Below are 23894 nucleotides of genomic sequence, written 5' to 3'. Positions count from 1 at the left end.
ACAAGTTGAGAAATTTCATTAAAAAACAAACCTCACAGTCCCGATAGCTATACGGGATAAACCTGTGAGGCTTTATAATGTTTTAAAAACTATTCTACGTTTAAAAATAATCCGCAGTTAGGGCAAATCTCATCTTTATTCGATATAGAAGCCTTACAAGCAGGACATTGATTTGTAAAATATGCCCGCTTTTGCAAATACTGTTCTTTTTCTTCTGCTGAAATTTCAGATGACTTCTTTCGATTAAATTTCATCTGATTTTTAGAAAACGGTAAACCCCAATATTTAGTGATTTGAACATAAAAAACTTCAAGACTGGATTCATCGGCAGCAAGTGCTATTAACTTAAAATGAGATCGTACTTTTATTAAATCATCTATTGAAAAGCCTTTCTTAAGGTTAGAAAAATACGCTAAAGCTGTTGATTTACTAACTGTAGTTATGGCTAAAAACGAGCAATCTTTTTCTTCCAAAAAAGCCTTCGCATCATCAATTAAAAATTTTGGTTTGAAAAAAAGTGGATAAAAAATAAATTTTGATAAAAAAAACCAAACTAAAAAGAGAAATAGAAAAACCAGAATTAAAAAACCATTCATATTTTTTTATTTTCAACTGTTATTTCTGATTCTCTAGTCTTTTGAATTTTTGAAGCAATACATCTATAACATACCTCAACCATAAATCAATCAAGATTCATTACACTTTACTTTCTTTCTAAAATGCTCAATTCCCGTAACAAATCTTAGATTAAAACGAAAAGATTCGTTGTATTGAGAAGTGATTTTAAAACGCTAACTTCAATCTGGTTCTCGGTACAATTTCAATTCCGCTATCCTACATTAAAATCGGACTGACAGCTATTTCAAACTATAAACCGTAGCCAGAATCAACCCACAATCTCCTTAATCTCCCCTATCATTTGTTGTGCAAGTTCATCGGCTTTTTGCTGTGACTTAGCTTCAGTATAAATTCTAATAATCGGTTCGGTATTCGATTTTCTTAAGTGTACCCAATTTTCAGGAAAGTCAATTTTCACACCATCAACCGTACTAATTTCTTCGTTGGCGTACTTTTCTTCCATAGCCTTTAAAATAGCATCGACATCGATTTGCGGAGTCAATTCAATCTTGTTTTTGCTCATAAAATAAGCAGGATATTCCGCTCTTAATTCAGAAACTTTTATACTTTTCTCTGCTAAATGCGTTAAAAATAAAGCGACACCTACTAAACTATCACGCCCATAATGCGCTTCAGGATAAATAATTCCGCCATTACCTTCACCCCCAATTACCGCCTTGGTTTCTTTCATTAGCGTTACCACATTTACTTCGCCTACGGCACTGGCTTTGTAATTTCTGCCATGTTTTTGGGTAATATCGCGTAAAGCTCTGGAAGAGGATAAATTACTCACCGTATCTCCGGGGGTCTTGCCCAATACGTAATCTGCGCAGGCTACTAAGGTATATTCTTCACCAAACATTTCGCCATTTTCATCGATAAATGCCAAACGATCTACATCTGGATCTACCACTACTCCAAAATCGGCATTTTCCTTTTTAACCAATTCACAAATATCAGCCAGATGCTCTTTTAAAGGTTCGGGATTATGGGGGAAATGACCATTGGGTTCACAATATAACTCCACCACCTCAGCCCCTAACTTTTTCAATAGTTTTGGAATCGCAATTCCACCGGTAGAATTCACCGCATCCACCACTACTTTAAACTTAGCCGATTTAATTTTTTCAGAATCAATTAATTTCAGTTTTAAAACTTCCTCGATATGTCGATCGATATAATCATCGATTTTGGTGATTTTTCCCAGATCATCCACTTCAGCAAAATTAAAATCATCGCTTTCGGCAATTTCCAGGATTTTAGCGCCGTCTTCCCCACTTAGAAATTCCCCTTTTCTATTCAGTAATTTTAAGGCGTTCCATTGCTTTGGGTTATGACTCGCCGTAAGGATGATTCCGCCATCGGCACCTTCCAAAGGCACCGCAATTTCTACGGTTGGCGTGGTCGATAGATCGATATCCACTACATCGATCCCTAATCCTATTAGCGTATTTACCGTGAGTTGCTGGATCATACTACCAGAAATCCTGGCATCACGCCCAATCACAACTTTTAAATTTTCCTTATCTGAAGTCCATTTTAACCAGGTTCCATAAGCAGCAGCAAATTTTACGGTATCGATGGGTGTTAGATTATCGCCAATTTTACCGCCAATGGTTCCACGAATTCCTGAAATAGATTTTATTAAGCTCATGTTCTAAGTTTGTTTGTTTCTAAAAGCTGTTTTTAGCTTCTCTACAAATATAACAGGAAGCAGTACCCGCTCAAAATCTTAACAAAACTTAATGAAGTAGATTCCCTATCTTGTGGCAATGAATTATCTTGCCCACATTTACCTTTCTGGCGAAAACGATATGCTAAAAATCGGTAATTTTATCGCCGATTCTGTAAAAGGAAAACAATATTTAGACTATCCAGTGCCTATCCAGCAGGGAATCACGCTACATCGTAATATTGATGAGTTTACCGATTCCCATCCTATTGTACATCAGAGTGTTCACCGGCTTTTCGATAAATACTCGCATTACAGCACGGTGATTGTCGATATTTTATACGATCATTTTCTAGCTGCGAACTGGCAGGATTTTCACGAAACGAAATTAGAAAAATACAGTCAGGATTTTTACAATCTCATCCAAAGCCATCCAGAAGTTTTACCCAAACGCGTAAAAAACTTTATGCCTCACATGATTGAACACAATTGGCTGCTTACCTACTCGACGATAGACGGAATTGGGCTTATTTTATCACAAATGAACCAGCGCACCAGTTTTAAATCGAAAATGGACGAATCTGTAAACGAACTTCGTGAGTATTACAAAGAATTTAAAGATGAATTCTATAGATTTTTTGCTGAACTTGAAGCTTTTTCTCAACAACGGAAAAAAGAACTACTGGAACAGTAATTATTAATCTAATTTCCAAAAAAATTACCCAAATTTAGATTGAAATTAACAATGGTGAAACCATGCTTACTTTTTAGTTAGCAATGCATTGAGTAACTTTGCGATCTTGATGAAAAATATGACGAAAACTGAAGAAAAAATAGAGGTTTTAGGAGCCAGAGTTCATAATTTAAAAAATATTGATGTAGAAATTCCCCGCGAGAAATTAGTCGTGATTACGGGACTTTCAGGTTCCGGGAAATCATCTCTTGCTTTTGATACGATTTATGCCGAAGGCCAGCGCCGTTACATCGAAACATTTTCTGCCTACGCACGCCAGTTTCTTGGTGGTTTAGAACGTCCCGATGTCGATAAAATTGAAGGGCTTTCCCCGGTCATTGCGATCGAGCAGAAAACTACCAGTAAAAATCCGCGTAGTACTGTGGGTACGATTACTGAAATTTACGATTTTTTAAGACTGCTTTTTGCCCGTGCCGGTGAAGCCTATAGTTACAATACCGGTGAGAAAATGGTAAGTTATACCGATACTCAGATTAAAGATTTGATTATCGAACAGTATAAAGACAATCGCGTGAGTGTTTTGGCTCCGGTGGTACGTTCCAGAAAAGGGCATTACCGCGAGTTATTCGAAAATATCGCCAAACAGGGTTTTGTAAAAGTAAGGACCAATGGTGAGATTCGCGATATCGTAAAAGGCATGAAGCTGGATCGATACAAAACGCATGATATCGAAATTGTAATCGATCGGCTAAAAATCGATGATAATACCGACTCGCAAAAGCGCCTGGATGAAAGCATAAAAACCGCCATGTATCATGGTGATGATGTGCTCATGATCATGGAACAGGAAACGGGTGAAGTTCGGTTTTTCAGTAGAAATTTAATGTGTCCTACCACAGGAATTTCTTACCCGAATCCAGAACCTAATACCTTTTCTTTTAATTCACCAAAAGGTGCCTGTCCCAGCTGTAGCGGAATCGGGACACTTTATAAAGTGAATGAAGACCGAATTATTCCTGATAAAACAAAATCGATTAAAAATGGCGGATTAGCACCGCATGGGCCGCAAAAAAAGAACTGGGTTTTCTCCCAACTTCAGCTTATTGCCGATCGTTTTGATTTTAGCCTGACCGATCCTATCGAAAAAATTCCGCAGGAAGCCATGAACATGATCATGAATGGTGGGAAAGAGAAGTTCAGCAAAGAATCAAAAGCCTTAGGGATTACCCGCGAATATAAAATCGATTTTGAAGGAGTCGCCACATTTATTGAAGAAACCTATAAAAATAACGACTCTACTTCTTTACGCCGTTGGGCGAAAGAATATATGGATAAGATCGAATGCCCAACCTGTAATGGCACGAGATTAAAGAAAGAATCACTGTACTTTAAAATCGACGGTAAAAACATTGCAGAATTAGCGAATCTTGATATTAGCGATTTAGTTGCCCTTTTCGAAAATATGGAAGATCGACTTTCAGAAAAACAAAAGAAGATCGCTACTGAAGTGGTAAAAGAGATTAGAACCCGACTTCAATTCCTGGAAGATGTTGGCCTTACTTATTTAAGCCTTAACCGAAGTTCTAAAAGCTTATCTGGAGGGGAAGCCCAGCGTATCAGGCTGGCCACACAAATAGGCTCTCAACTGGTGGGTGTGCTTTATATTTTAGATGAACCAAGTATTGGTCTGCATCAACGTGATAACGAAAAACTAATTAATTCACTGGTTTCTTTGCGTGATATCGGGAATTCTGTCATTGTTGTGGAACATGATAAGGATATGATAGAGCGTGCCGATCATGTGATCGATATTGGCCCAAAAGCCGGGAAACATGGCGGCGAAATTATCAGCCAGGGTCCACCTTCAGAAATGCAAAAGAACAGAACGCTTACCGCCGATTATTTAAGCGGAAAACGAGAAATTGCTGTTCCCAAGGAAAGAAGAAAAGGCAACGGGAAAAAGATAAAACTAACCGGAGCCACAGGAAATAATCTGAAGAATGTTTCGGTTGAATTTCCTTTAGGTAAAATGATTGCGGTAACCGGGGTTTCAGGAAGTGGAAAATCTACTTTAATCAACGAAACGCTATACCCTATTATGAACGCGCATTATTTTAATGGGGTTAAAGAACCAAAACCTTATAAAAAGATTAAAGGTTTAGAACATATCGATAAAGTAATCGACATTAACCAGTCTCCCATTGGGCGTACGCCACGAAGTAACCCGGCGACGTATACCGGCGTTTTTTCTGAAATTAGAAGCCTTTTTGCCAAAACCCCTGAAGCTTTAATTAGAGGGTACAAACCGGGAAGATTTAGTTTTAATGTAAAAGGTGGTCGTTGTGAAACCTGTAAAGGTGGCGGACTTCGGGTAATCGAAATGAATTTCCTGCCCGATGTTTATGTAGAATGTGAAACCTGCCAGGGAAAAAGATTTAACCGCGAAACTTTAGAAATTCGGTATAAAGGAAAATCGATTGCCGATGTGTTAGAAATGACCATCGATGAAGCCACAGATTTCTTTGAACCAATTCCGAAGATCTACAGAAAACTGAATACGATTAAAAATGTTGGTTTAGGCTATGTTACCCTTGGGCAACAAAGTACCACCTTATCTGGTGGTGAAGCACAGCGTATAAAATTAGCAACCGAATTATCCAAACGTGATACCGGTAACACATTTTATATTTTAGATGAACCCACAACCGGACTTCATTTTGAAGACATTAGGGTTTTAATGGAAGTCCTTAATAAATTAACGAATAAAGGGAATACTGTTTTAATTATCGAGCATAATCTGGATGTTATAAAAATGGCAGATCATATTATCGATATTGGCCCTGAAGGCGGAAAAGGCGGTGGCGAGGTCATCGTAACCGGCACGCCTGAAGAAGTTGCCAAAAACAAAAAAAGCCATACGGCAAGATTCCTAAAAAAAGAACTTAAGTAACGATCTTCGGGGCAATCCCGCGAAGCGTTCAATTTGAACAAAACATTTTCAAAACGAGATATCCCGATTATCGGGTAAAAAATTAAAAAGAATGATACCAAAACAAGGAGGAAAAACCTGGAACGAAATAAAAACAAACGACAGCTGGGCGATCTTTAAGATCATGGGCGAATTTGTAAGCGGTTACGAAAAACTAAGTCAGATTGGTCCCTGTGTGTCCATATTTGGTTCTGCCCGTACAAAACCAGATATGAAATATTATAAGCTTACCGAAGAAATTGCCAAGAAAATAGTAGATCATGGCTACGGAATTATTACCGGTGGCGGCCCCGGAATTATGGAAGCCGGGAATAAAGGTGCCCATCTTGCAGGAGGAACCTCTGTAGGACTTAATATCGAATTACCTTTTGAGCAGCATGACAACCCCTATATCGATAATGATAAAAGTTTAGATTTCGATTACTTTTTTGTGCGTAAGGTTATGTTCGTAAAATACTCACAAGGATTTGTAGTGATGCCCGGCGGTTTTGGAACTTTAGATGAATTATTTGAAGCGATCACACTTATCCAAACACACAAAATCGATAAATTCCCCATAATTTTAGTAGGAAGCGAATTTTGGAATGGTTTGGTAGATTGGATAAAAACTACGTTATTAGATACATTTAAAAATATTAGCGCACCAGATATCGATCTTGTTCAGGTAGTGGATACACCTGAAGAAGTTATTGAAATCCTGAATAAATTTTACGAAGAATACAATCTTAGCCCTAATTTTTAATCCAACCAGCAATAGTTTTCGTAAAGATGGTAAAATATAAAAGCTAAAATTCCTTTTGAGAACCTTTTCTATACTTTTCTTTTGCTGCCTGTTTTCTCTAAATGCTGTTGTAGCCCAGCATCAGATACTTGTCAGCGCTAAGTTGAACAAAGAAGAGAATGCCATTTACATACAACAACAGCTTACCTATGTAAATACGGCAAAGGTGCCACTAAAGGAACTCTATTTAAATGATTGGGCTAATGCTTTTAAAGATAAAAACACTCCCCTGGCTCATCGCTTTGGGGAGGAATATATTCGTAAGTTCCATTTCTCTAAACCCGAAGAAAAAGGGTTCACTATCATTAATCAAATAAAACAGGGAGAAGATCAACTCCCTTGGATACGCCCAAAAAATCATCCCGATATTATTAGGGTTAAGCTAAATGAAAAGTTGGAACCCGGCGAAAAAATCAATCTTAAATTTGATTATACCGTAAAAATCCCCAGCGATAAATTTACCCGGTTTGGGGTTAGTGATGAAGGAAATTATAAGCTGAAATTTTGGTATCTCACCCCTTCGGTTTTTGATGGGCAGTGGAAATTATACAGCCATAAAGATATTGGTGAGCAATACACCCCACCCGCAAATTTAGATATTCAGCTTAATGTTCCTACAGAATTTTACCCAGCTACAGCTTTGGAGATTTCTCATAATTATGCCGCCGGAAATCGCAGGCATATTCGGTTAATAGGAAAAAACCGTGTAGAGTCTGAATTATTGCTTACACAAACTTACGAGCCAGAGACGTTAGACGTTGATAAGCATCAGCTTATCACAAATCTTGATGATGATGGTTTGCAACCCGAAATTAAAGATTTAATCCTCACCAGAATTTTAGATTTTCTTCAGGAAAGATTAGGTGAATATCCACATCAAAAATTATTGATCACCAAAGAGGAATATTTAAAAAATCCGGTTTATGGTCTTAACCAGTTACCCAATTTTATTAGGCCATTCCCAGATGGATTTAATTATGATATTCAGCAATTAAAAACAATTACCAATAACTTTTTAAATAATAGTTTACTGATCGACCCCAGGGAAGAACAATGGGTTCATGATGCCATAGCTATTTCTTTAATGATCGATTATGTAGATCGCTATTACCCAAAAATGAAACTTGTGGGTAGCCTTAGTAAAATTATTGGCCTAAGATGGTTTCACGCCGCCGATTTAGAATTTAACGATCGGTACCAGTTCTTATATATGAACATGGCCAGATTAAATATCGATCAGCCTTTAACAAGCAGCAAAGATTCCCTGTTAAAATTCAATTTAAATATCGCAAATCCATACAAAGCCGGTATAGGAATTAAATATCTTGAAGATTATCTGGGTAGCGAACCGGTTAAAAAATCGATTGCTGAATTTTATTCAGAAAACAAATTAAAGCTTAGTTCTGAAAAAGAATTTGCTACGATCTTGCAGAAAAATGCTGATAAAAATATCGACTGGTTTTTTAAGGATTATGTGAATACCAACCAAAAAATTGATTTCAAAATAACTAAACTTAAAAAGAGTAAAGATTCGCTGAAGGTCACCATTAAAAATAAGCGGAATAATAAAATGCCGGTTTCGCTTTACGGTATTAGAGACAATAAAATCATTTACAAAACATGGGTAGATCATATTAATAAAGAAAAACAAATCACTATTCCCAGAAATGATGCTGAGCGAATTGCTTTAAATTACGAGCAAATTATCCCTGAATACAATCAGCGTAACAATTTTAGGGGCGTTAGTAAGCTTTTTAATAAACCTATCCAATTTAGATTACTGGAAGATATTGAAGATCCCAGATATGCCCAGGTATTTTTTACGCCAGAGTTTGATTATAACCTTTACGATGGGATTGCGATCGGTCCAAAAGTGTATAACACAACATTTTTAGCAAAAGACCTAAGTTTTAAAATAGCTCCAAAATATGGGTTTAACAGTAACACAGTGGTTGGAAGTGCCAATATCGATTATACCTGGCGATACAATAATAAAGATTTACGCACCATTCGTTTAGGAATAGCTGGTAACCGGTTTTCTTATGGTTATGATCTTTTTTACCACAGGTATGCGCCCTATCTTAATTTTGTTTTTAGACCCCAAAATTTAAGAGATAACGAGCGTCAGAGTTTATCGATTAGAAATATTAATGTGCATAGAGATGCAAATCCTTTCGACCAAAATCAAACCACACCCAATTATAATGTTTTTAATGTGCGCTATGGGTACGGAAATTATTTTTTGGTAGATCATACTTCAGCCGTAGTTGATTATCAACTGGCAGAAAATTTCAGCAAAATTTCCTTAACCCTTCAATACCGCAAACTTTTTAAGAATAATCGCCAGATCAATCTTCGGTTTTACGGCGGTACTTTTATTTATAGTGATTTACCAGAAAATTCTAATTACTTCAGCTTTGCTTTAGACCGGCCAACAGATTATCTTTTTGATTATAATTACTACGGAAGAAGCGAAGGAGACGGTTTATTTAGTCAGCAAATAATTATGGCTGAAGGTGGATTTAAATCTCAGGTAATGCCTGAATATGCTAACCAGTGGATAACCACCGTAAACGCCAGCACCAACATCTGGAAATGGATTTTTGCTTATGGCGATGCCGGAGTTGTAAAAAATCATGGTGAAAATAGCGAATTTCTATATGATTCGGGAATTAGGGTTGCACTGGTCGAAGATTATTTTGAAGTTTTCTTCCCGGTCTATTCCAATTTAGGTTGGGAAATCGCACAACCTGATTATGATCAAAAAATAAGATTTATAGTGTCACTGGATCTCAACACTTTAATTAGGCTTTTTACCCGTAGATGGTATTAATTCTTCAGAAAACCTAACAATATTCCCTTAAAGCCAATTTCAAAGAATTCAATAAAAACGAATATTACCCAATATTTTTTAAATAAATTCAATTTAAACGGTGTTAAAATATGTTATATTTAAAATAATCGATTTTTTATGAATTGTGTATAATTCTAATTTTAGCTATATTTGTGTGATCCAAAAAAGAAGTTCATGCAAAGCGAAACCGAAACTAAAGAATCGATTTCTTACGAAGATTTTAAAACCCAGGTTTTAGAAGATTATAAAGTTGCCGTAACGAGCCGCGAATGTAGCTTACTGGGAAGACGAGAAGTCCTTACCGGAAAAGCGAAATTCGGGATTTTTGGAGACGGAAAAGAATTGCCGCAGCTTGCCATGGCAAAAAGCTTTAAAAATGGCGATTTTAGATCGGGATATTATCGCGATCAAACCTTTATGATGGCTATTGGCGATTTAAGTATAGAAAATTTCTTTGCCGGTCTTTATGCCGATACCGATATAGAAAACGAACCTATGTCTGCCGGCCGCCAAATGGGAGGCCACTTTATTTCTCATAACATTAATGAAGACGGAAGCTGGAAAAACTTGATGCAGCAAAAAAATTCCAGTGCCGATATCTCCCCAACCGCAGGCCAAATGCCAAGATTACTAGGTTTAGCCCAGGCTTCTAAAATTTACAGACATGTAGATGGACTGGATGACGAAAAGTTTTCGGATAACGGAAACGAAATTGCCTGGGGAACCATTGGGAACGCCAGTACCAGTGAAGGCCATTTTTGGGAAACCGTAAATGCCGCAGGGGTATTGCAGGTGCCTATGGTTTTAAGTGTTTGGGATGATGAATATGGAATTTCTGTACATGCAAAGCATCAAACTACTAAAGAAAGTATTTCTGAAGTTTTAAAAGGTTTTCAGCGAGACGAAGATAAAAATAACGGCTACGAAATTATCGTGGTTAATGGATGGGATTATGTAGAGCTTGTTGAGGCCTACGATAAAGCGCAAAAAATCGCCAGAGAAGAGCATTGCCCGGTATTAATTCATGTAGTTGAATTAACACAGCCGCAAGGTCATTCTACTTCGGGATCGCACGAACGTTATAAAAGTGATAAGCGCTTAGCCTGGGAAAAACAATACGATTGTAATGTAAAATTTAGAGGATGGATTATCGAAAATGGCTTCAGCACGCCTGAAGAAATGGATAAGATCGATAAGGATATTAAGCGCCAGGTTAGAGAAGGTAAAAAACAGGCGTGGAATGCATATATCATCCCAAATAAGCAAAAGCAAAAAGAACTGCTTCAGATTTTAAGCAGCATTATTAAAAACAGTGATGCCGGCGAACACTTAAATCCGTTAATTAAGAAATTAAAAAGCACTAAAGAACCGCTTAAAAAGGATGTGCTTTCTGTAGCCAGAAAAACACTACGCTACATTACAAATTATAACGGGGAAGATAAAACCGAATTGATTAGCTGGATCAATGATTTTAATAAACAATCATTTGATGAATACAGCAGCCATCTTTACAGCACCAATAAAGCAATCGATCAGGAGGTTTTACCGGTTTATGCCGATGAGCCGAAAATGGTAGATGCCAGAATTGTGATTAGAGATAACTTTGATAAGATTTTTGAAACCCGACCAGAAGCTTTGATCTTTGGGGAAGATGCCGGAGAAATTGGTGACGTAAACCAGGGATTAGAAGGGCTTCAGAAAAAATATGGCGCTTACCGAATTGCTGATACCGGAATTAGAGAGGCAACAATCTTAGGACAAGGGATAGGATTATCGCTTAGAGGATTACGCCCAATTGCCGAAATTCAGTATTTAGATTATGTGATGTATGCCTTACAAACCATAAGTGACGATTTGGCTACATTACATTACCGAACCAAAGGAAAGCAAAAAAATCCGCTTATTGTAAGAACCCGTGGTCACCGTCTTGAAGGTATCTGGCATAGTGGTTCACAACTTGGCGGTATTTTAAATCTTATACGCGGTGTTTTTGTGCTGGTTCCAAGAAATATGACCAAAGCTGCCGGTTTTTATAATAATTTGCTGGATCTTGATAATCCTGCATTAATTATAGAATGCCTTAACGGATATCGATTAAAAGAACGTTTACCAGAAAATTTGGGAGAGTTTAAAACCCCAATTGGCAAGGTAGAAACCTTAAGAGAAGGAAATGACATTACATTGGTTTCTTATGGTTCTACCCTTAGAGTGATCGAACAAACCGCTGAAGAACTGGCAGAAGTAGGCATCGATGTAGAGATTATAGACGTTCAGTCTTTACTGCCTTTCGATACGGCTCACGATATCGTAGAAAGCGTGAAGAAAACAAACCGACTGTTGGTGATCGATGAAGACGTTCCCGGTGGAGCTTCTTCTTACATTCTACAAGAGGTTTTAGAAAATCAAAATGCATGGAGGTATCTGGATAGTAAACCGCAAACCTTAACCGCTAAAGAACATCGTCCTGCGTATGGTAGTGACGGAGATTATTTTTCTAAACCTTCAAACGAAGATGTTTTTGAAAAAGTTTATGCGATTATGCATGAAAGCAATCCTGATAAATTTCCAAAATTGATGTAAAAATCATCGATTTTTAATGATAACAAAGCCGCTAATAAGCGGTTTTTTTGTTTTTTTAATGATTTTATTCAAAAGAGTTACTATATTTAAATAATTGAAATTAGTGAGATGGAAATACCTTTATTTAATCCTAAAGTAAATGATCTAGCTACAATTGTTGAAGAGGGAACAAGAGCTAATAAAGGTAATAGAGATAGATTTATCGAGCCTGCCGAAGGAACGCTTCGCAGGGCTCTATCAAAATGGCATCATATAATTTTCGGAAGAAGAGGATCCGGAAAAAGCAGCCTAATATATAAAGCCAGTTACGAACTAAAAGAAAAAGGTAATCCAGTAGCATTTGTTGATCTAGAACCTTTTAAAGGACATCATTATCCCGATATAATTATAAGTGTCCTCTTAGCTACCATGAGTAAATTTTCAAACTGGCTAGAAAACGAAATTAGTAAAGATAAAGGCATAAAAATCTGGTATACTTTAGGGTTAAAAAAACGCTATTTAGAAAAAACTAAAGATTTAGAGGAATTAAATATTAAAATTAAAAAAGAGATTAAAGAACTAATTGAACAATTACATTTATCTGATCAAGCAAATTTAAAGAAAACGCTTATAGAAGAGGCTACTAATAAGCTAGAATTAGCAGTAAAAGCAAGTGCTAATAATCCAATATTAAATGCAGAAACTGCCATTAATGAGGCATTAGCAGAAACAAAAAATACAGAAATACAAGAAGAATTCCGAAGGAGTAAGAAAGATTATCTCCTAAGAAAAATTTTAGATTACAAATCACTTTTTACGAAGCTTAATAATATAAGTAAAAAAGACAGCTACCTATTTCTGGATGACTTATACCACATAAATAGAAAAGATCAAGCTGATCTTATAGACTACTTCCATAAAATAGCCAAAGGAAATAATCTCTGGATAAAGATAGCTACAATTAGAAATCGAACTACTTGGTATACTCATTCACCGCAACCAATTGGAATGAAAATTGGCGATGATGCAGATGAAATTAATTTAGACTTAACCCTCGAAAAATTTTCTACAACCAAAGAATTCCTTAGTGAAATTTTAAAGAGATATATTCAGGATGAAAATTCTCCTTCTCTAAATGAAATAATTACAGATGGTGGTTTAGATAGATTAGTACTTTCTAGTGGAGGTGTGACGAGAGATTTTTTAGGTTTATTTAGAAGATCTATAGATGAAGCTAGAGAAAGAATTAAAAGATCGAAAGGTGAGCATCATAGAGGAAATAGAATTGGAGCTGAAGATGCTAATATTGCAGCCGGCAACTATGGTGATGTCAAGAAGGAAGAATTTCAAAGAGATACACCTGAAGATAGAGAAGAATTGGAAAATGCCTTTAGTGATATTAAAAAATTCTGCTTAGACATCTCCAAAATGAATATTTTCTTAGTTGATCAAGAAGATACTTCATATCAAGATGAATTAATAAAGGAGTTAGTGGACTTAAGACTGTTACATCAAATAAAATCAAGAGTAACTGTAAGCAAAACACCAGGTAAAATTTATCGAGCTCTTTTATTAGACGTAAGTCAATACACAGGTGAAAGAGCAAGAAGAGATGTAGAAATGTTAGATTTTTGGAAAGACAGTCAAAAAGAGAAGTTAAGAAGAAATAAATTGATATTCAATAGGGATATAGATATTGAAGAGTTTGAAGAAAAAAAGAAAAAAAATCAACTAAAAAGCAGAAATGATTTCAGTGGAAAAAATAGCAGTGATCAGACTAAATTAGATTTTTAATATTATGTTACATCCAGGCTTTATTGGTTCGCTCTATCGAATACAGGCAGTAATTTATTTTCTCTAAAATTGCTTTATCCACCGCTCTAAATGTAATATCCCCGGCGGCATTATGAAATACGATATGTACCAGATTTCTGCTTTTATACCATAAAGGTTGTTTTACCGTAATCCCCTGTAATTTATAGATTTCAACAATTTCAATGGTCTCGTCCCAGCCGGCATAGGATTTTGTAATAAACACCTCTCCTATTCTTAAATACATAGAATTATAGATCCTGAATTGAAAAATCGCATAAAGCAGTACATAAATTGAAGTGACTAAAACCCACCATCCAAATTCGATAAAATGGGTAAAGTATTGTAGCACTGCTGTAATGACCACCGGAATCGCTCCAATAATTAATCGTCGTGACAACTCGACCCAATGTGGTTTAAAAGTAGTACCCGATTCGGTTTCGGCAGACTGGTATAAAAATGATTTGATATGCTGAACGGTTTCTTTTTCTAACCCCGGAACCTGAATAACATTTTTATTGTTACTCTCTTCGCTACTGGCAACCCATAAACCGGCTTTATATAAATTTAAACGCCGTTGAATAGGATTGGTGATGATCTTTAAAATCTGAACACGAATTGGTTTTAGAGAAACCCGGGTATTGGTACGCAAGCCCATTTGCAGGTCTAAACTGCTTTTGGTTTGCGTAAGCTTAAGATTGAAGTATTTAATAAAAACCTCGGCCGTAGTAATAAAAATACTAAGCACCAGTAGTAAAATAACAAACGTGGAAATCAAAAATATCGAGCTCGTTGCAATTCCGCCTACACTTTCAGTAAACTGGCTTTCCCACTGGGAGGTTTCTTCTTTAAAAAACTGATTGAGTTCATTAAAAATCGTGGAAATAAAGACGAAAATAAGACCAAAACCTCTAAAAAAATTACTGCTTAAACCGGTTTTTATTAACGTTGCCAGACTTAGCCTGTACGTCCATTTTTCTTCGGGAGCACTTTCAGTTGTGAGTTCTGGATCAATTACCCCTTCTGAAGTTTCGGCATCAGTAAGTTTACCATCCTTCAGCCTATTTAAAATATCGGCAAGTTGATTGGCTTCTTCCGTATTTACGGCTTTAATTTCTACTTCTTTTTGCTTGCTTCCGGCGGTATCGATAACCAGACTGTAAACTCCGGCGATACGCTGTAGGATTCCGCGTTTAAAATTTACCTGCTGAATTTTATCAAAAGGAATAGATACAAAATCTGAATTAAAGACTCCTTTTTTCAGTATAAATTCTTCGGCCTCATAATCGATATGAAAAAGGAATTTACGATAATCAACATAGCTATATATCGCGATTAAAATAAAGAGCACAAAAACGCCCAAACTAATATAAAGCAATGCTTCCCCATCGGGCCGTTTAAACACAAAATAGGCTAAGGCAGCCCAAAACCCTCTTACAAATTTATAAAGTGTAGAAGTGAAAATTAGCAGAATTCCTATGGCAGATTGCCGTTGCGGTATACTAAAGGCTTTAGACATCTTCGTTAGCAATTTTACCTGCTAAGGCTTCTTTAAGCTTTTCGGCAATTTGTGGTTCCAGACCGGAAATTTTAACATCACTACCACTCCCGCCTGCCGTAAAAATTTTGAGTGTCGATAAATTAAGCCACTTATCAAAAACACTGCGGTTTATAGAGACATGCTGAATCCTGTTGAAGGAAACCACGGTCGTTTTACTCACTAAAAATCCGCGTTTATAAATAAGATCTTTCTCTCTTATAGCATAACCATAACGTGGCTGCTTCTTAATGAAATCGAAAACAAGAAACATTAAAAACAGAAGCAAAGATCCGCTTATTAAGCTTCCGATTAAAATTTCTTCCTGAGAATACATAAAAACACCAAAAGCAATAACCAGTAAAAACCAAACACCTGTTTGCAGCAGATGTTTGGTTAATAAGTTTTTACGAACCGGTTGTAATGCTAACTGCTCAAAATCTGGCAGGGTAGCAATATCGATCGTATTATTGCTGAATGGTGTCTCTACGGAATCCATTTTTTCTCGAAATTTGGCTTTCTTTTTTCCAGGAAGGCATTACGTCCTTCTTTGGCTTCATCGGTCATATAGGCTAATCGAGTAGCTTCACCGGCAAAAACCTGCTGTCCTACCATTCCGTCGTCGGTTAAGTTCATGGCAAATTTCAACATTTTTATAGACGTTGGTGATTTTGCGAGAATTTCCTGTGCCCATTCGTAGGCAGTATCTTCTAATTCTGCATGCGGAATAACAGCATTCACCATTCCCATTTCGTAAGCTTCCTGCGCAGAGTAATTTCGGCCTAAAAAGAAAATCTCCCGTGCTTTCTTCTGCCCTACCATTTTTGCTAAATAAGCCGATCCATAACCAGCATCAAAACTGGTCACATCGGCATCGGTTTGTTTAAAAATGGCATGTTCTTTACTGGCTAAAGTAATATCACAAACCACGTGTAAACTATGACCGCCACCTACAGCCCAGCCCGGCACCACGCAGATAACCGCTTTTGGCATAAAACGGATTAACCGCTGAACTTCTAAAATATTCAGTCGGTGGTAACCATCTTCACCTACATAACCCTGATGCCCTCTGGCTTTTTGGTCGCCACCACTACAAAAAGAATATACCCCATCTTTTGGTGAAGGCCCCTCGGCAGAAAGCAAAACTACCCCAATAGAAGTATCCTCGTGCGCATCACGAAAAGCATCTAATAATTCGCTGGTTGTTTTTGGTCGAAATGCATTACGCACCTCTGGCCTATTAAATGCAATCCTCGCTACACCATTACTTTTTTTATAAGTGATATCGTCGTATTCTTTAACTGTTTTCCAGTCGGCTTTTTCCATATCGTAAATTTTATGAAGTAAAAATAAGGTATTGCGAGGAGTTTGTAAAGGGAAAATGTGGATTGAAGCAATAGACTTCTCTGTTTCGCTGCGCTTCACCTGCCTTCCGGCAAGGCAAGATCGAAATGACATTCTCAATATTTAGTATTTAAAATGTTTTTTTAGTACATTCTCTATTTTCTTGGTTCTAGTTTCTTGATTCTTTATAAGCCATCGGCTTTCAGCTATCAGCGCTTAGCTTCCTCTAAATAGAACTCACAATTGCGTTATTCTTAATTTAATCTGTTAAATTGAAACCAATTTGGTTATCCGTAATTGGTAATAATTCGTTGTTTTCGTCATTCTGGACTTGATCCAGAATCTCATACTGTATTGAAAAATCAACTATAATTAGCCCCTTAATCAAGCCCGCCTGGCGGACAGGCAGGTTCAGGTTGACCAAACCTCACTGTGAGATATTACGGATATACAATTCAGCATTTAAAATAAAATCATTTTACAAACCTAAGAGCCGGCAAGGCAAGATCGAAATGACATTCTCAATATTTAGTATTTAAAATATTTTTTTAGTCTATTTCTCTATTTTCTTGGTTCTTGACTCTTGATTCTTGATTCTTGATTCTTTATAAGCCATCGGCTTTCAGCTATCAGCGCTTAGCTTCCTCTAAATAGAACTCACAATTGCGTTATTCTTAATTTAATCTGTTAAATTGAAACCAATTTGGTTATCCGTAATTGGTAATAATTCGTTGTTTTCGTCATTCTGGACTTGATCCAGAATCTCATACTGTATTGAAAAATCAACTATAATTAGCCCCTTAATCAAGCCCGCCTGCCGGACGGGCTGGTTCAGGGTGACCAAACCTCACTGTGAGATATTACGGATATACAATTCAGCATTCAAAATAAAGCTTTTTTCAAACTTTAAACATGGAATTTTTTAACCTGAAATTCTACCAGCAATTTGAGCATAATGTAATGAAACAGAAATCTTTTTTGAATTGAAGCAATAGATTTCTCTATTTCGCTGCGCTTCACCTGCCTTCCGGCAAGGCAAGATCGAAATGACATTCGCAACATTTAGCATTTAAAATATTTTTTTAGTCTATTTTTCCTGATTCTTGAGTCTTGCCTCTTGAATCCCGCATAAAACACTCATATTCACCCACCACTTTCCAACTTTAAAACTCATGTACAAAAAAACCCGGCTTCTCAACCAGGTTTTTCGCTACTCTTAAATTATAGCTTACTGCATATATTTGGCCATAATTGATTGGAGTTCCATTCCCCATTGTTGACCTACAGTCATTGCTTTTTCCATTACTTTTGGTGTGGTAGCAACCATTTTCTTCCCTACCGGTGTATCATAAAAAGCAAGGATTTCATCTATCTCGGCTTCTGTAAATTCTTCTCGATAAATTTCGGCTAGTTTCACATAAAGTCCTTTAAGGCTTTCTTTAAGATCTTTTTTAAATGCTTCTCGATTTTCTTCAGGAATCTGATTTACAATAGGTTCACTAATAATTTCGAACTGCTGTCCTGAAGTTAATTCGATTAATTTTACTGCTTTTTTCTGAAAAGAATCTCCTTCTGTTTCCTGTGCAAAAGCACTGGTTCCTAAAATTACAAATAGGATAAAAACTAATTTTTTCATGATTAGGTTTGGTGTTTATATTTTCGACTAAAGTAGCCTTATTTTTTAAAATTTGCTGTTTTGGGACGGTATTTTAATAATTATACCTCATTTACGGTTATAACTTTGTAGCATTATTCTTCTTCTTAGATTTGCGAGTTTTCTTTTAAAGATGTTATGAATGGATGATTTGCGTATGATCACAACCTGAATATTTCAACTAAAGCAAAGGACTCTTTAATTTTAAAACCTTCTAATAAAAACATACTAAAAATCGCCAATATCGGTTTTCTTTAAAAATTTAAATTGAATGTATGGAATGAATCATAATAAGCTATTGTTATCTTCAAGATTTTGTTTTTCAGTATAGTATAAAATTCCGGATCAATTTCGATAGCTATCGAAACGGAATGATGAAAACAACAAATTATTACTAATCACGGATAACCAAAAATTTAATTTATAATTTTGAATTTTCCTCTGTGTGTTTTAAGTTTAGCATAATTTTTGAAACAGTTTTGGAAACGTCCCAGTTAAATGAAAAATCTTCTTAGCATCCTTTTTCTTTTTACTTTAAGTACAGGATTATTTGCCCAGGAAATTCCTGCGGCCAAAACTGTTCATCTTCAACTGGATCCTGATAAATTTTTGGCTCCCGTATTAACCGATTTAAAACCTAATCAGTTTTTGGTATACGATCCTAATTTACCTAGCGGAAGGTTTATAGGAGTACAAAATGAACGTGAAGAATTCGATATGGTTGGTGTAATTCGAGAAGAGAATCGCCAGCGCGAACTGGCTAAAGCGAAACGCCTTGCCAGCATCAATTTACCACAAACTGCTCCTAGAGAAGAAAAAGCCATTCAGCTTACCGGTAATAATCAACAAGATCAATTAAATAACGGTATTAATAACTTTAATAATAATAACTTCAGCAGTAATCCATTTCATCGATACCATAATTCCCTGTACAATAGTCAGATGAATAATTTCTATACCACGCCTTATCCTTATCGCCGTAGTAACCGCTATTATTACTAAAAACTTCTTTTACTGTTTTAAATAAATACCGTCTTCTTTTATATCAATTTGGCGCTGTTTATAAAGATTTCCTGCAGCGCGCTTAAAGCTTTTTTTGCTCATTTTAAGTACGGCTTTTATTTGATCTGGTGAAGACTTGTCAGTAATATTTAAAAAACCGTTTTGTTTTTGTAATTCATCCAAAATCGCCTGGGCATTAGGCTCGATACTTCGATATCCGGGACGCTGTAAAGTAACATCGATTTTCCCGTCTTTTCTGGTCTTTTTTATAAATCCTTTAATACGATCGCCAATTTCTATAGGCTGAAAAACATCATCATTATATACCAAACCAAGATGAATTTCATTAATGATCACATTATAGCCAAGATCTGTTTTATTACTTATAATAAGATCGACTTCTTCAAATGGTTTTATGGTTAAGTCTGAATTATCTAAAAATGCATGTACTTTACTTGAAGCGACCAATCGGTTAGTGTCTTCATCTAAATAGCAAAAAATTAAATAATGATGCCCTTTTTGCATGGGATAAACCTGTTCCTTAAACGGAACGAATAAATGCTTCTCTAATCCCCAATCTAAAAAAGCACCAAAATCAGTGGTCTCTACACATTCTAAAAAGGCGAATTCATCTAGTTTTACATAAGGCTCTAAAGTTGTCGCCACCGGACGCTCTGAGTGATCCAGATACACAAAAACCTCGATTTCATCTTCTAATTTAAAATTTTCAGGAATGTATTTATTAGGCAATAACACCTCATCTCCTTCAGCATTTTTAAGAAATAAACCAGGTTCGGTTTCACGATCAATAATTAAACGATGATTTTCGCCAATATTCAGCATAATATAAATTTAGAACACAAAGATAGTTTATAATTTCAGGGGAATAAAAAAGAATCCGCTTCCTAAATATAGAAAACGGATTCAATCCTGACTAATCTGCGAGATTAGGCAAATACAGACTCTTTATTAAAATATTTGGTAAGCAGGTAATATACGATTACCCTGTATTTATTTCGGTTCGATTTACCATATTTTTCCAACATCGCATTTAGGCCAACATCCAGTTTGCTATCGTTTGGTAAGCCAAGTTTTTTTATCAAAAAGTTAGATTTTACGGTTTCCAGCTCGCTTTCACTGCTCGAAGCAACAGTTTCGGCATCATCTCTAAAAACCACCGGACCTAAATATTCGGTTATTTTTCTAATAAGGCCAACGTCAGGCTCTTCCCCTATCTTTTCTTTAAAATCCTGAATGTATTTCCCTACACGTTCATCTGTCTTGGTACTCATAATTTTGTTTTTTGGTTAATTACAATATACCAATTCACCTTCGAAAAAACCGCTAACACCTTCTTAAGAAGAACTTATTTTTATATTAAAATATCTGATTTAGTGCAAGATAGTAGCTATTTTATTCCACAGGAATACAAAAATCTACAATCGCCTTTTTTTGTGGATGGTCATTGAAATTATTATGATAAATTTCAAAAGGATTTTTATCGGCTTTTTTAAATCCGTTTTCGTTCATCCATAAAAATAAACCCGTCCAGGATTTTTCAAATTCGTCTATCCCTATCGTAAAGTTAGCGACAATACTTTTTCCCGGTGTTATTGAAGTCAGCCTGATTTCTCCAGCTATTTCTACCGGTGGATTAATCATCATTGCCGCACTCATTCTTACTTTTTCTGGTATTGTGACCTTAAAACTATCATGGTAAATAGTTAGCATTTTAACCTCTTCGTTCAATAAACTTTGCGGAGTTGCCCAACGAACTAATTTCCCATAAGCCTCCTGAAGATTTTGAGGGCCTAAGCAAGAAACATAAGCCAATTGCATCGTAGGAATTTCTTTAATCTGAACATTTGCATTCATAGTTATCCATTTTTTTAGATTCGTAATACTGCAAATATATTTCTCGACGTCAGGATAATCTTGTCCGTTTTTGCTTTTCAGTTGTCGGATCTTGCTATGTCGATGTGGATTTAATTTTTTGAATTCCGTGGGACTTACCGAATAATACTTTTTAAACGCTTTAGAAAAGGACGAATTATCGCTAAAACCAAATTTATGGGCTATTGCTGTTGTGGTATCATGGGTATGCAACAGCTCCAGCGCCGATTTTTCGATACGCCGGCGTTTTACATATTCGTTAAGCCGCTCTCCTGTTATAAATTTGAATATTCGATGAAAATGAAAAGGAGAAAAACAGGCAATTTCAGCAAGTTTTTGCAAGGACAAATTGGTTTCTAAATTGTCATCTATAAATTCAAAAACCCGGGTAATTCTGTTATTATAATCGGCCTGTAATTCCTCTTCCTGAAACATCGCTTTTATTTCATATAACTAAAATACTCTAAAAGCACCTGATCATTTATTTTACGCGGAGTGAAAATCTCTAAAATCTTGGGACGTTCTGAAGCTTCAAAAAATGTATGTAAAGCATCACTAATTTCAGTTTCAGAAGATACAGCTTCATATCCAAAATCATACATTTTTGCCAGTTGTTTTGCTTTAAGATCGTGAATGGTTTCAAAAAAAGTATCGAAATTTTCACTATTCTTGTTCCCCGGTAAAATTCTAAAAATTCCGCCACCAGAATTATTGATTATAATTATTCTGAAATTAGCCGGTAAATATTTATTCCAAAGAGCATTACTATCATAAAAGAAACTCAGATCTCCCGTGAGCATCAATACAGGATCATTACTGGCCATCGCCGATCCTGCTGCGGTAGAAATACTTCCGTCGATTCCGCTGGTACCACGGTTACAGAAAATTCGTAAAGACGAGTTCCATTTAAACAATTGCGCATAGCGAATGGTCGAGCTATTTGCCAGTTGTAGAATGTAATTATCGGGTACTTTTGGCACCAGTAATTGCATTGCTTTTAAATCTGAATACGGAATCTCATCCATATACGCATCATGCCTTACCTGACGTTTTTGACGTACATTTTTCCAAAATTCGCTATAATCACTATCGATTTTCGTAGTTAGCGGAAAAAACTCAGTAAAGAAATCGTTCACTGAAGTTTCAAAGTGCTTATTCAGGCAAAAGAACGTATTATACGCTTTTTTGGCGTCGATATGCCAATGATGTTTAGGATTATAATTACGTAGAAAAGCTTTTATTTTTTTTGAAACGATCATTCCTCCAAACGTCAGCAAAATATCAGGCCTTAATGCTTCAAAAAGCGCCTGCATCTTTTCGTCTTTTTCAATCGGCCCGATCATCGTATCGATCCTGGTAAAAAAATCGTCGTGATGTAAGTTTGAAGTAGTTTCGGTAAACACGATCACCGAATCGTCTTTTGCCAGTTTTTCCAGGAATTTTTGCTCTACCACATTGGGTTGCGCTACACCTACGATCACCATTTTCCGCCTGGCTTTATTCCAAATTTCCGCATAAGGCAAAAGTTCTTCTTTAGCGTAATGTCTTTTGGTAATTTCAGGAAGAATTTCAATGGGATGTACCTCAATATTTTCCACCGTATCATAAAGCGGTTCATAAAACGGTACATTAATATGCACCGGACCTTTTTCTTCTATTGCTTTATTTAGCGCTAAATTAATTTCACGCTCATTATGCTTTTGCGCTTCCCATTGCTTTTGCTGCAATTTTTTATCGATTGCTTCAGATTCTAAAACCAGTTCAGAGTATAAATTAGCGGAATACAGAATGTGATTCTCATACACATTTTTTTGCCTTATGGTTTGCCCATCCCCAATATCGATACGCTCAATAGGGCGATCTGCGGAAATAACCACAAGCGGAATATCACTATAAAATGCCTCTGAAATTGCCGGATAATAATTCAGCAAAGCGGAACCCGAACTACATACCAGTGCTACCGGTTGTTGTAATTGCTGAGCCATACCCAAGGCTACAAAAGCCGCGCAACGCTCATCTACAATACTGTAAGACTTAATCTCTGGATGATGCGTAAAACCAATAGTTAAAGGGGCATTACGCGAACCGGGAGAAATGACTACGTGATTTATATTTTTTGAAACGCAGAGTGAAACCACATTGCGTGCTACTGGTATTTTAGAATACTTCACAAAGTTTATGTTTTGCGAGCGGAAACTTTTGGGGGAGTTTAAAAATCTACCGCATATTAAAATTATACCCCAAAATTACGATTTACTACAGACTTCCATGACTGCTTTAAAAAGTATTTAACGGAATTTTGGTGAGAAGAAAACTTAACCAAAAAACCTCACAGGTTTTAAAAACCTGTGAGGTTTATTTATTTATTGATTATCCGCAATTAGTCATAACCTGTAATTCCTGCTATAACGAGCCTATCGAAGAGTTTTTCTCCGAAATATCTTCTGTTGAGTTTGTAGATAAATTCATTCAGGTATAACTGTAG

Annotated in this window: 17 protein-coding genes and 1 pseudogene; 7 read left to right on the top strand and 11 right to left on the bottom strand. The window is 36.2% G+C overall.

Translation table 11 applies throughout. The annotated features are described in order from the left end of the window. Nucleotides 1-89 precede the first annotated feature (89 nt). Nucleotides 90-596 carry a zinc ribbon domain-containing protein gene (locus L1967_RS17460; protein ID WP_249602790.1) on the bottom strand — a complete coding sequence of 169 codons (507 nt, stop codon included), beginning with the start codon at nucleotides 594-596 and terminating at the stop codon, nucleotides 90-92. A 290-nt stretch (nucleotides 597-886) separates the two neighbouring features. Beyond that, nucleotides 887-2272, bottom strand: coding sequence for a phosphoglucosamine mutase (glmM, locus tag L1967_RS17455; RefSeq protein ID WP_249602789.1), 1386 nt, complete (start codon nucleotides 2270-2272; stop codon nucleotides 887-889). Nucleotides 2273-2390: 118 nt separating this feature from the next. On the opposite strand from glmM, the gene L1967_RS17450 reads away from it, so the two are divergent. From L1967_RS17450 to L1967_RS17425, 6 genes are all read left to right on the top strand, one after another. Continuing rightward, nucleotides 2391-2984, top strand: coding sequence for an acyl carrier protein phosphodiesterase (locus tag L1967_RS17450; protein WP_249602788.1), 594 nt, complete (start codon nucleotides 2391-2393; stop codon nucleotides 2982-2984). Between the two features lie 118 nt (nucleotides 2985-3102). Next, nucleotides 3103-5934, top strand: coding sequence for an excinuclease ABC subunit UvrA (gene uvrA / locus L1967_RS17445; protein WP_249602787.1), 2832 nt, complete (start codon nucleotides 3103-3105; stop codon nucleotides 5932-5934). 91 nt (nucleotides 5935-6025) lie between these two features. Beyond that, entirely contained in the window at nucleotides 6026-6715 is a 690-nt protein-coding gene (locus L1967_RS17440; RefSeq protein ID WP_249602786.1) for an LOG family protein, read from the top strand. Between the two features lie 55 nt (nucleotides 6716-6770). Then, nucleotides 6771-9587 carry a gluzincin family metallopeptidase gene (locus L1967_RS17435; RefSeq protein WP_249602785.1) on the top strand — a complete coding sequence of 939 codons (2817 nt, stop codon included), beginning with the start codon at nucleotides 6771-6773 and terminating at the stop codon, nucleotides 9585-9587. Between the two features lie 195 nt (nucleotides 9588-9782). Further along, complete coding sequence (locus L1967_RS17430; protein WP_249602784.1) at nucleotides 9783-12188, top strand: alpha-ketoacid dehydrogenase subunit alpha/beta; 2406 nt, start codon at nucleotides 9783-9785, stop codon at nucleotides 12186-12188. A gap of 108 nt (nucleotides 12189-12296) precedes the next feature. Continuing rightward, entirely contained in the window at nucleotides 12297-13961 is a 1665-nt protein-coding gene (locus L1967_RS17425) for a KAP family NTPase (protein WP_249602783.1), read from the top strand. A gap of 7 nt (nucleotides 13962-13968) precedes the next feature. Here the strand turns inward: L1967_RS17425 and L1967_RS17420 are convergent, their stop codons facing one another. The 4 genes from L1967_RS17420 to L1967_RS17405 form a co-directional block, all read right to left on the bottom strand. Then, a complete protein-coding gene (locus L1967_RS17420; protein ID WP_249602782.1) occupies nucleotides 13969-15498 on the bottom strand; it encodes a PH domain-containing protein in 1530 nt (509 codons plus the stop codon). Next, entirely contained in the window at nucleotides 15491-16015 is a 525-nt protein-coding gene (locus L1967_RS17415) for a PH domain-containing protein (RefSeq protein WP_249602781.1), read from the bottom strand. Before L1967_RS17415 ends, L1967_RS17420 begins: the two co-directional genes overlap by 8 nt. Then, entirely contained in the window at nucleotides 16003-16842 is an 840-nt protein-coding gene (locus L1967_RS17410) for a 1,4-dihydroxy-2-naphthoyl-CoA synthase (RefSeq protein ID WP_249602812.1), read from the bottom strand. The genes L1967_RS17415 and L1967_RS17410 overlap by 13 nt, the downstream gene beginning before the upstream one ends. Before the next feature lie 1246 nt (nucleotides 16843-18088). After that, complete coding sequence (locus L1967_RS17405) at nucleotides 18089-18496, bottom strand: DUF2059 domain-containing protein (RefSeq protein WP_249602780.1); 408 nt, start codon at nucleotides 18494-18496, stop codon at nucleotides 18089-18091. Between the two features lie 516 nt (nucleotides 18497-19012). Between L1967_RS17405 and L1967_RS17400 the strand changes: the two genes are divergently transcribed. Beyond that, nucleotides 19013-19516: a hypothetical protein gene (locus tag L1967_RS17400; RefSeq protein WP_249602779.1), complete on the top strand. Its 504-nt coding sequence runs from the start codon at nucleotides 19013-19015 to the stop codon at nucleotides 19514-19516. A gap of 9 nt (nucleotides 19517-19525) precedes the next feature. Here L1967_RS17400 and L1967_RS17395 read toward each other — a convergent pair whose 3' ends face one another. From L1967_RS17395 to L1967_RS17375, 5 genes and pseudogenes are all read right to left on the bottom strand, one after another. Continuing rightward, complete coding sequence (locus L1967_RS17395) at nucleotides 19526-20359, bottom strand: CvfB family protein (RefSeq protein ID WP_249602778.1); 834 nt, start codon at nucleotides 20357-20359, stop codon at nucleotides 19526-19528. Nucleotides 20360-20463: 104 nt separating this feature from the next. Further along, complete coding sequence (locus L1967_RS17390; protein WP_249602777.1) at nucleotides 20464-20808, bottom strand: DUF2853 family protein; 345 nt, start codon at nucleotides 20806-20808, stop codon at nucleotides 20464-20466. A 121-nt stretch (nucleotides 20809-20929) separates the two neighbouring features. Then, the gene (locus L1967_RS17385) at nucleotides 20930-21844 is read right to left on the bottom strand and encodes an AraC family transcriptional regulator (protein ID WP_249602776.1); all 915 of its coding nucleotides are present in this window, start codon (nucleotides 21842-21844) and stop codon (nucleotides 20930-20932) included. Between the two features lie 5 nt (nucleotides 21845-21849). Next, the gene (gene menD / locus L1967_RS17380) at nucleotides 21850-23580 is read right to left on the bottom strand and encodes a 2-succinyl-5-enolpyruvyl-6-hydroxy-3-cyclohexene-1-carboxylic-acid synthase (RefSeq protein ID WP_249602775.1); all 1731 of its coding nucleotides are present in this window, start codon (nucleotides 23578-23580) and stop codon (nucleotides 21850-21852) included. 209 nt (nucleotides 23581-23789) lie between these two features. Continuing rightward, nucleotides 23790-23894: pseudogene (locus L1967_RS17375) on the bottom strand (IS1595 family transposase); the annotation flags it as partial.

The organism is Zunongwangia pacifica (genome assembly GCF_023499215.1).
In the GTDB taxonomy this organism is placed as follows: Bacteria; Bacteroidota; Bacteroidia; order Flavobacteriales; family Flavobacteriaceae; genus Zunongwangia; species Zunongwangia pacifica.
This window is presented reverse-complemented; position numbering and strand designations above follow the sequence as displayed.

Bases quoted from the DNA above. Each gene is read 5' to 3' on its own strand.
- L1967_RS17400 (WP_249602779.1), top strand. From the start codon at position 19,013: ATGAAAAATCTTCTTAGCATCCTTTTTCTTTTTACTTTAAGTACAGGA.
- L1967_RS17460 (WP_249602790.1), bottom strand. From the start codon at position 596: ATGAATGGTTTTTTAATTCTGGTTTTTCTATTTCTCTTTTTAGTTTGG.
- L1967_RS17410 (WP_249602812.1), bottom strand. From the start codon at position 16,842: ATGGAAAAAGCCGACTGGAAAACAGTTAAAGAATACGACGATATCACT.
- L1967_RS17425 (WP_249602783.1), top strand. From the start codon at position 12,297: ATGGAAATACCTTTATTTAATCCTAAAGTAAATGATCTAGCTACAATT.
- L1967_RS17395 (WP_249602778.1), bottom strand. From the start codon at position 20,359: ATGCTGAATATTGGCGAAAATCATCGTTTAATTATTGATCGTGAAACC.
- L1967_RS17440 (WP_249602786.1), top strand. From the start codon at position 6,026: ATGATACCAAAACAAGGAGGAAAAACCTGGAACGAAATAAAAACAAAC.
- uvrA (WP_249602787.1), top strand. From the start codon at position 3,103: ATGACGAAAACTGAAGAAAAAATAGAGGTTTTAGGAGCCAGAGTTCAT.
- L1967_RS17405 (WP_249602780.1), bottom strand. From the start codon at position 18,496: ATGAAAAAATTAGTTTTTATCCTATTTGTAATTTTAGGAACCAGTGCT.
- L1967_RS17450 (WP_249602788.1), top strand. From the start codon at position 2,391: ATGAATTATCTTGCCCACATTTACCTTTCTGGCGAAAACGATATGCTA.
- L1967_RS17390 (WP_249602777.1), bottom strand. From the start codon at position 20,808: ATGAGTACCAAGACAGATGAACGTGTAGGGAAATACATTCAGGATTTT.
- L1967_RS17420 (WP_249602782.1), bottom strand. From the start codon at position 15,498: ATGTCTAAAGCCTTTAGTATACCGCAACGGCAATCTGCCATAGGAATT.
- glmM (WP_249602789.1), bottom strand. From the start codon at position 2,272: ATGAGCTTAATAAAATCTATTTCAGGAATTCGTGGAACCATTGGCGGT.
- L1967_RS17430 (WP_249602784.1), top strand. From the start codon at position 9,783: ATGCAAAGCGAAACCGAAACTAAAGAATCGATTTCTTACGAAGATTTT.
- L1967_RS17415 (WP_249602781.1), bottom strand. From the start codon at position 16,015: ATGGATTCCGTAGAGACACCATTCAGCAATAATACGATCGATATTGCT.
- L1967_RS17385 (WP_249602776.1), bottom strand. From the start codon at position 21,844: ATGTTTCAGGAAGAGGAATTACAGGCCGATTATAATAACAGAATTACC.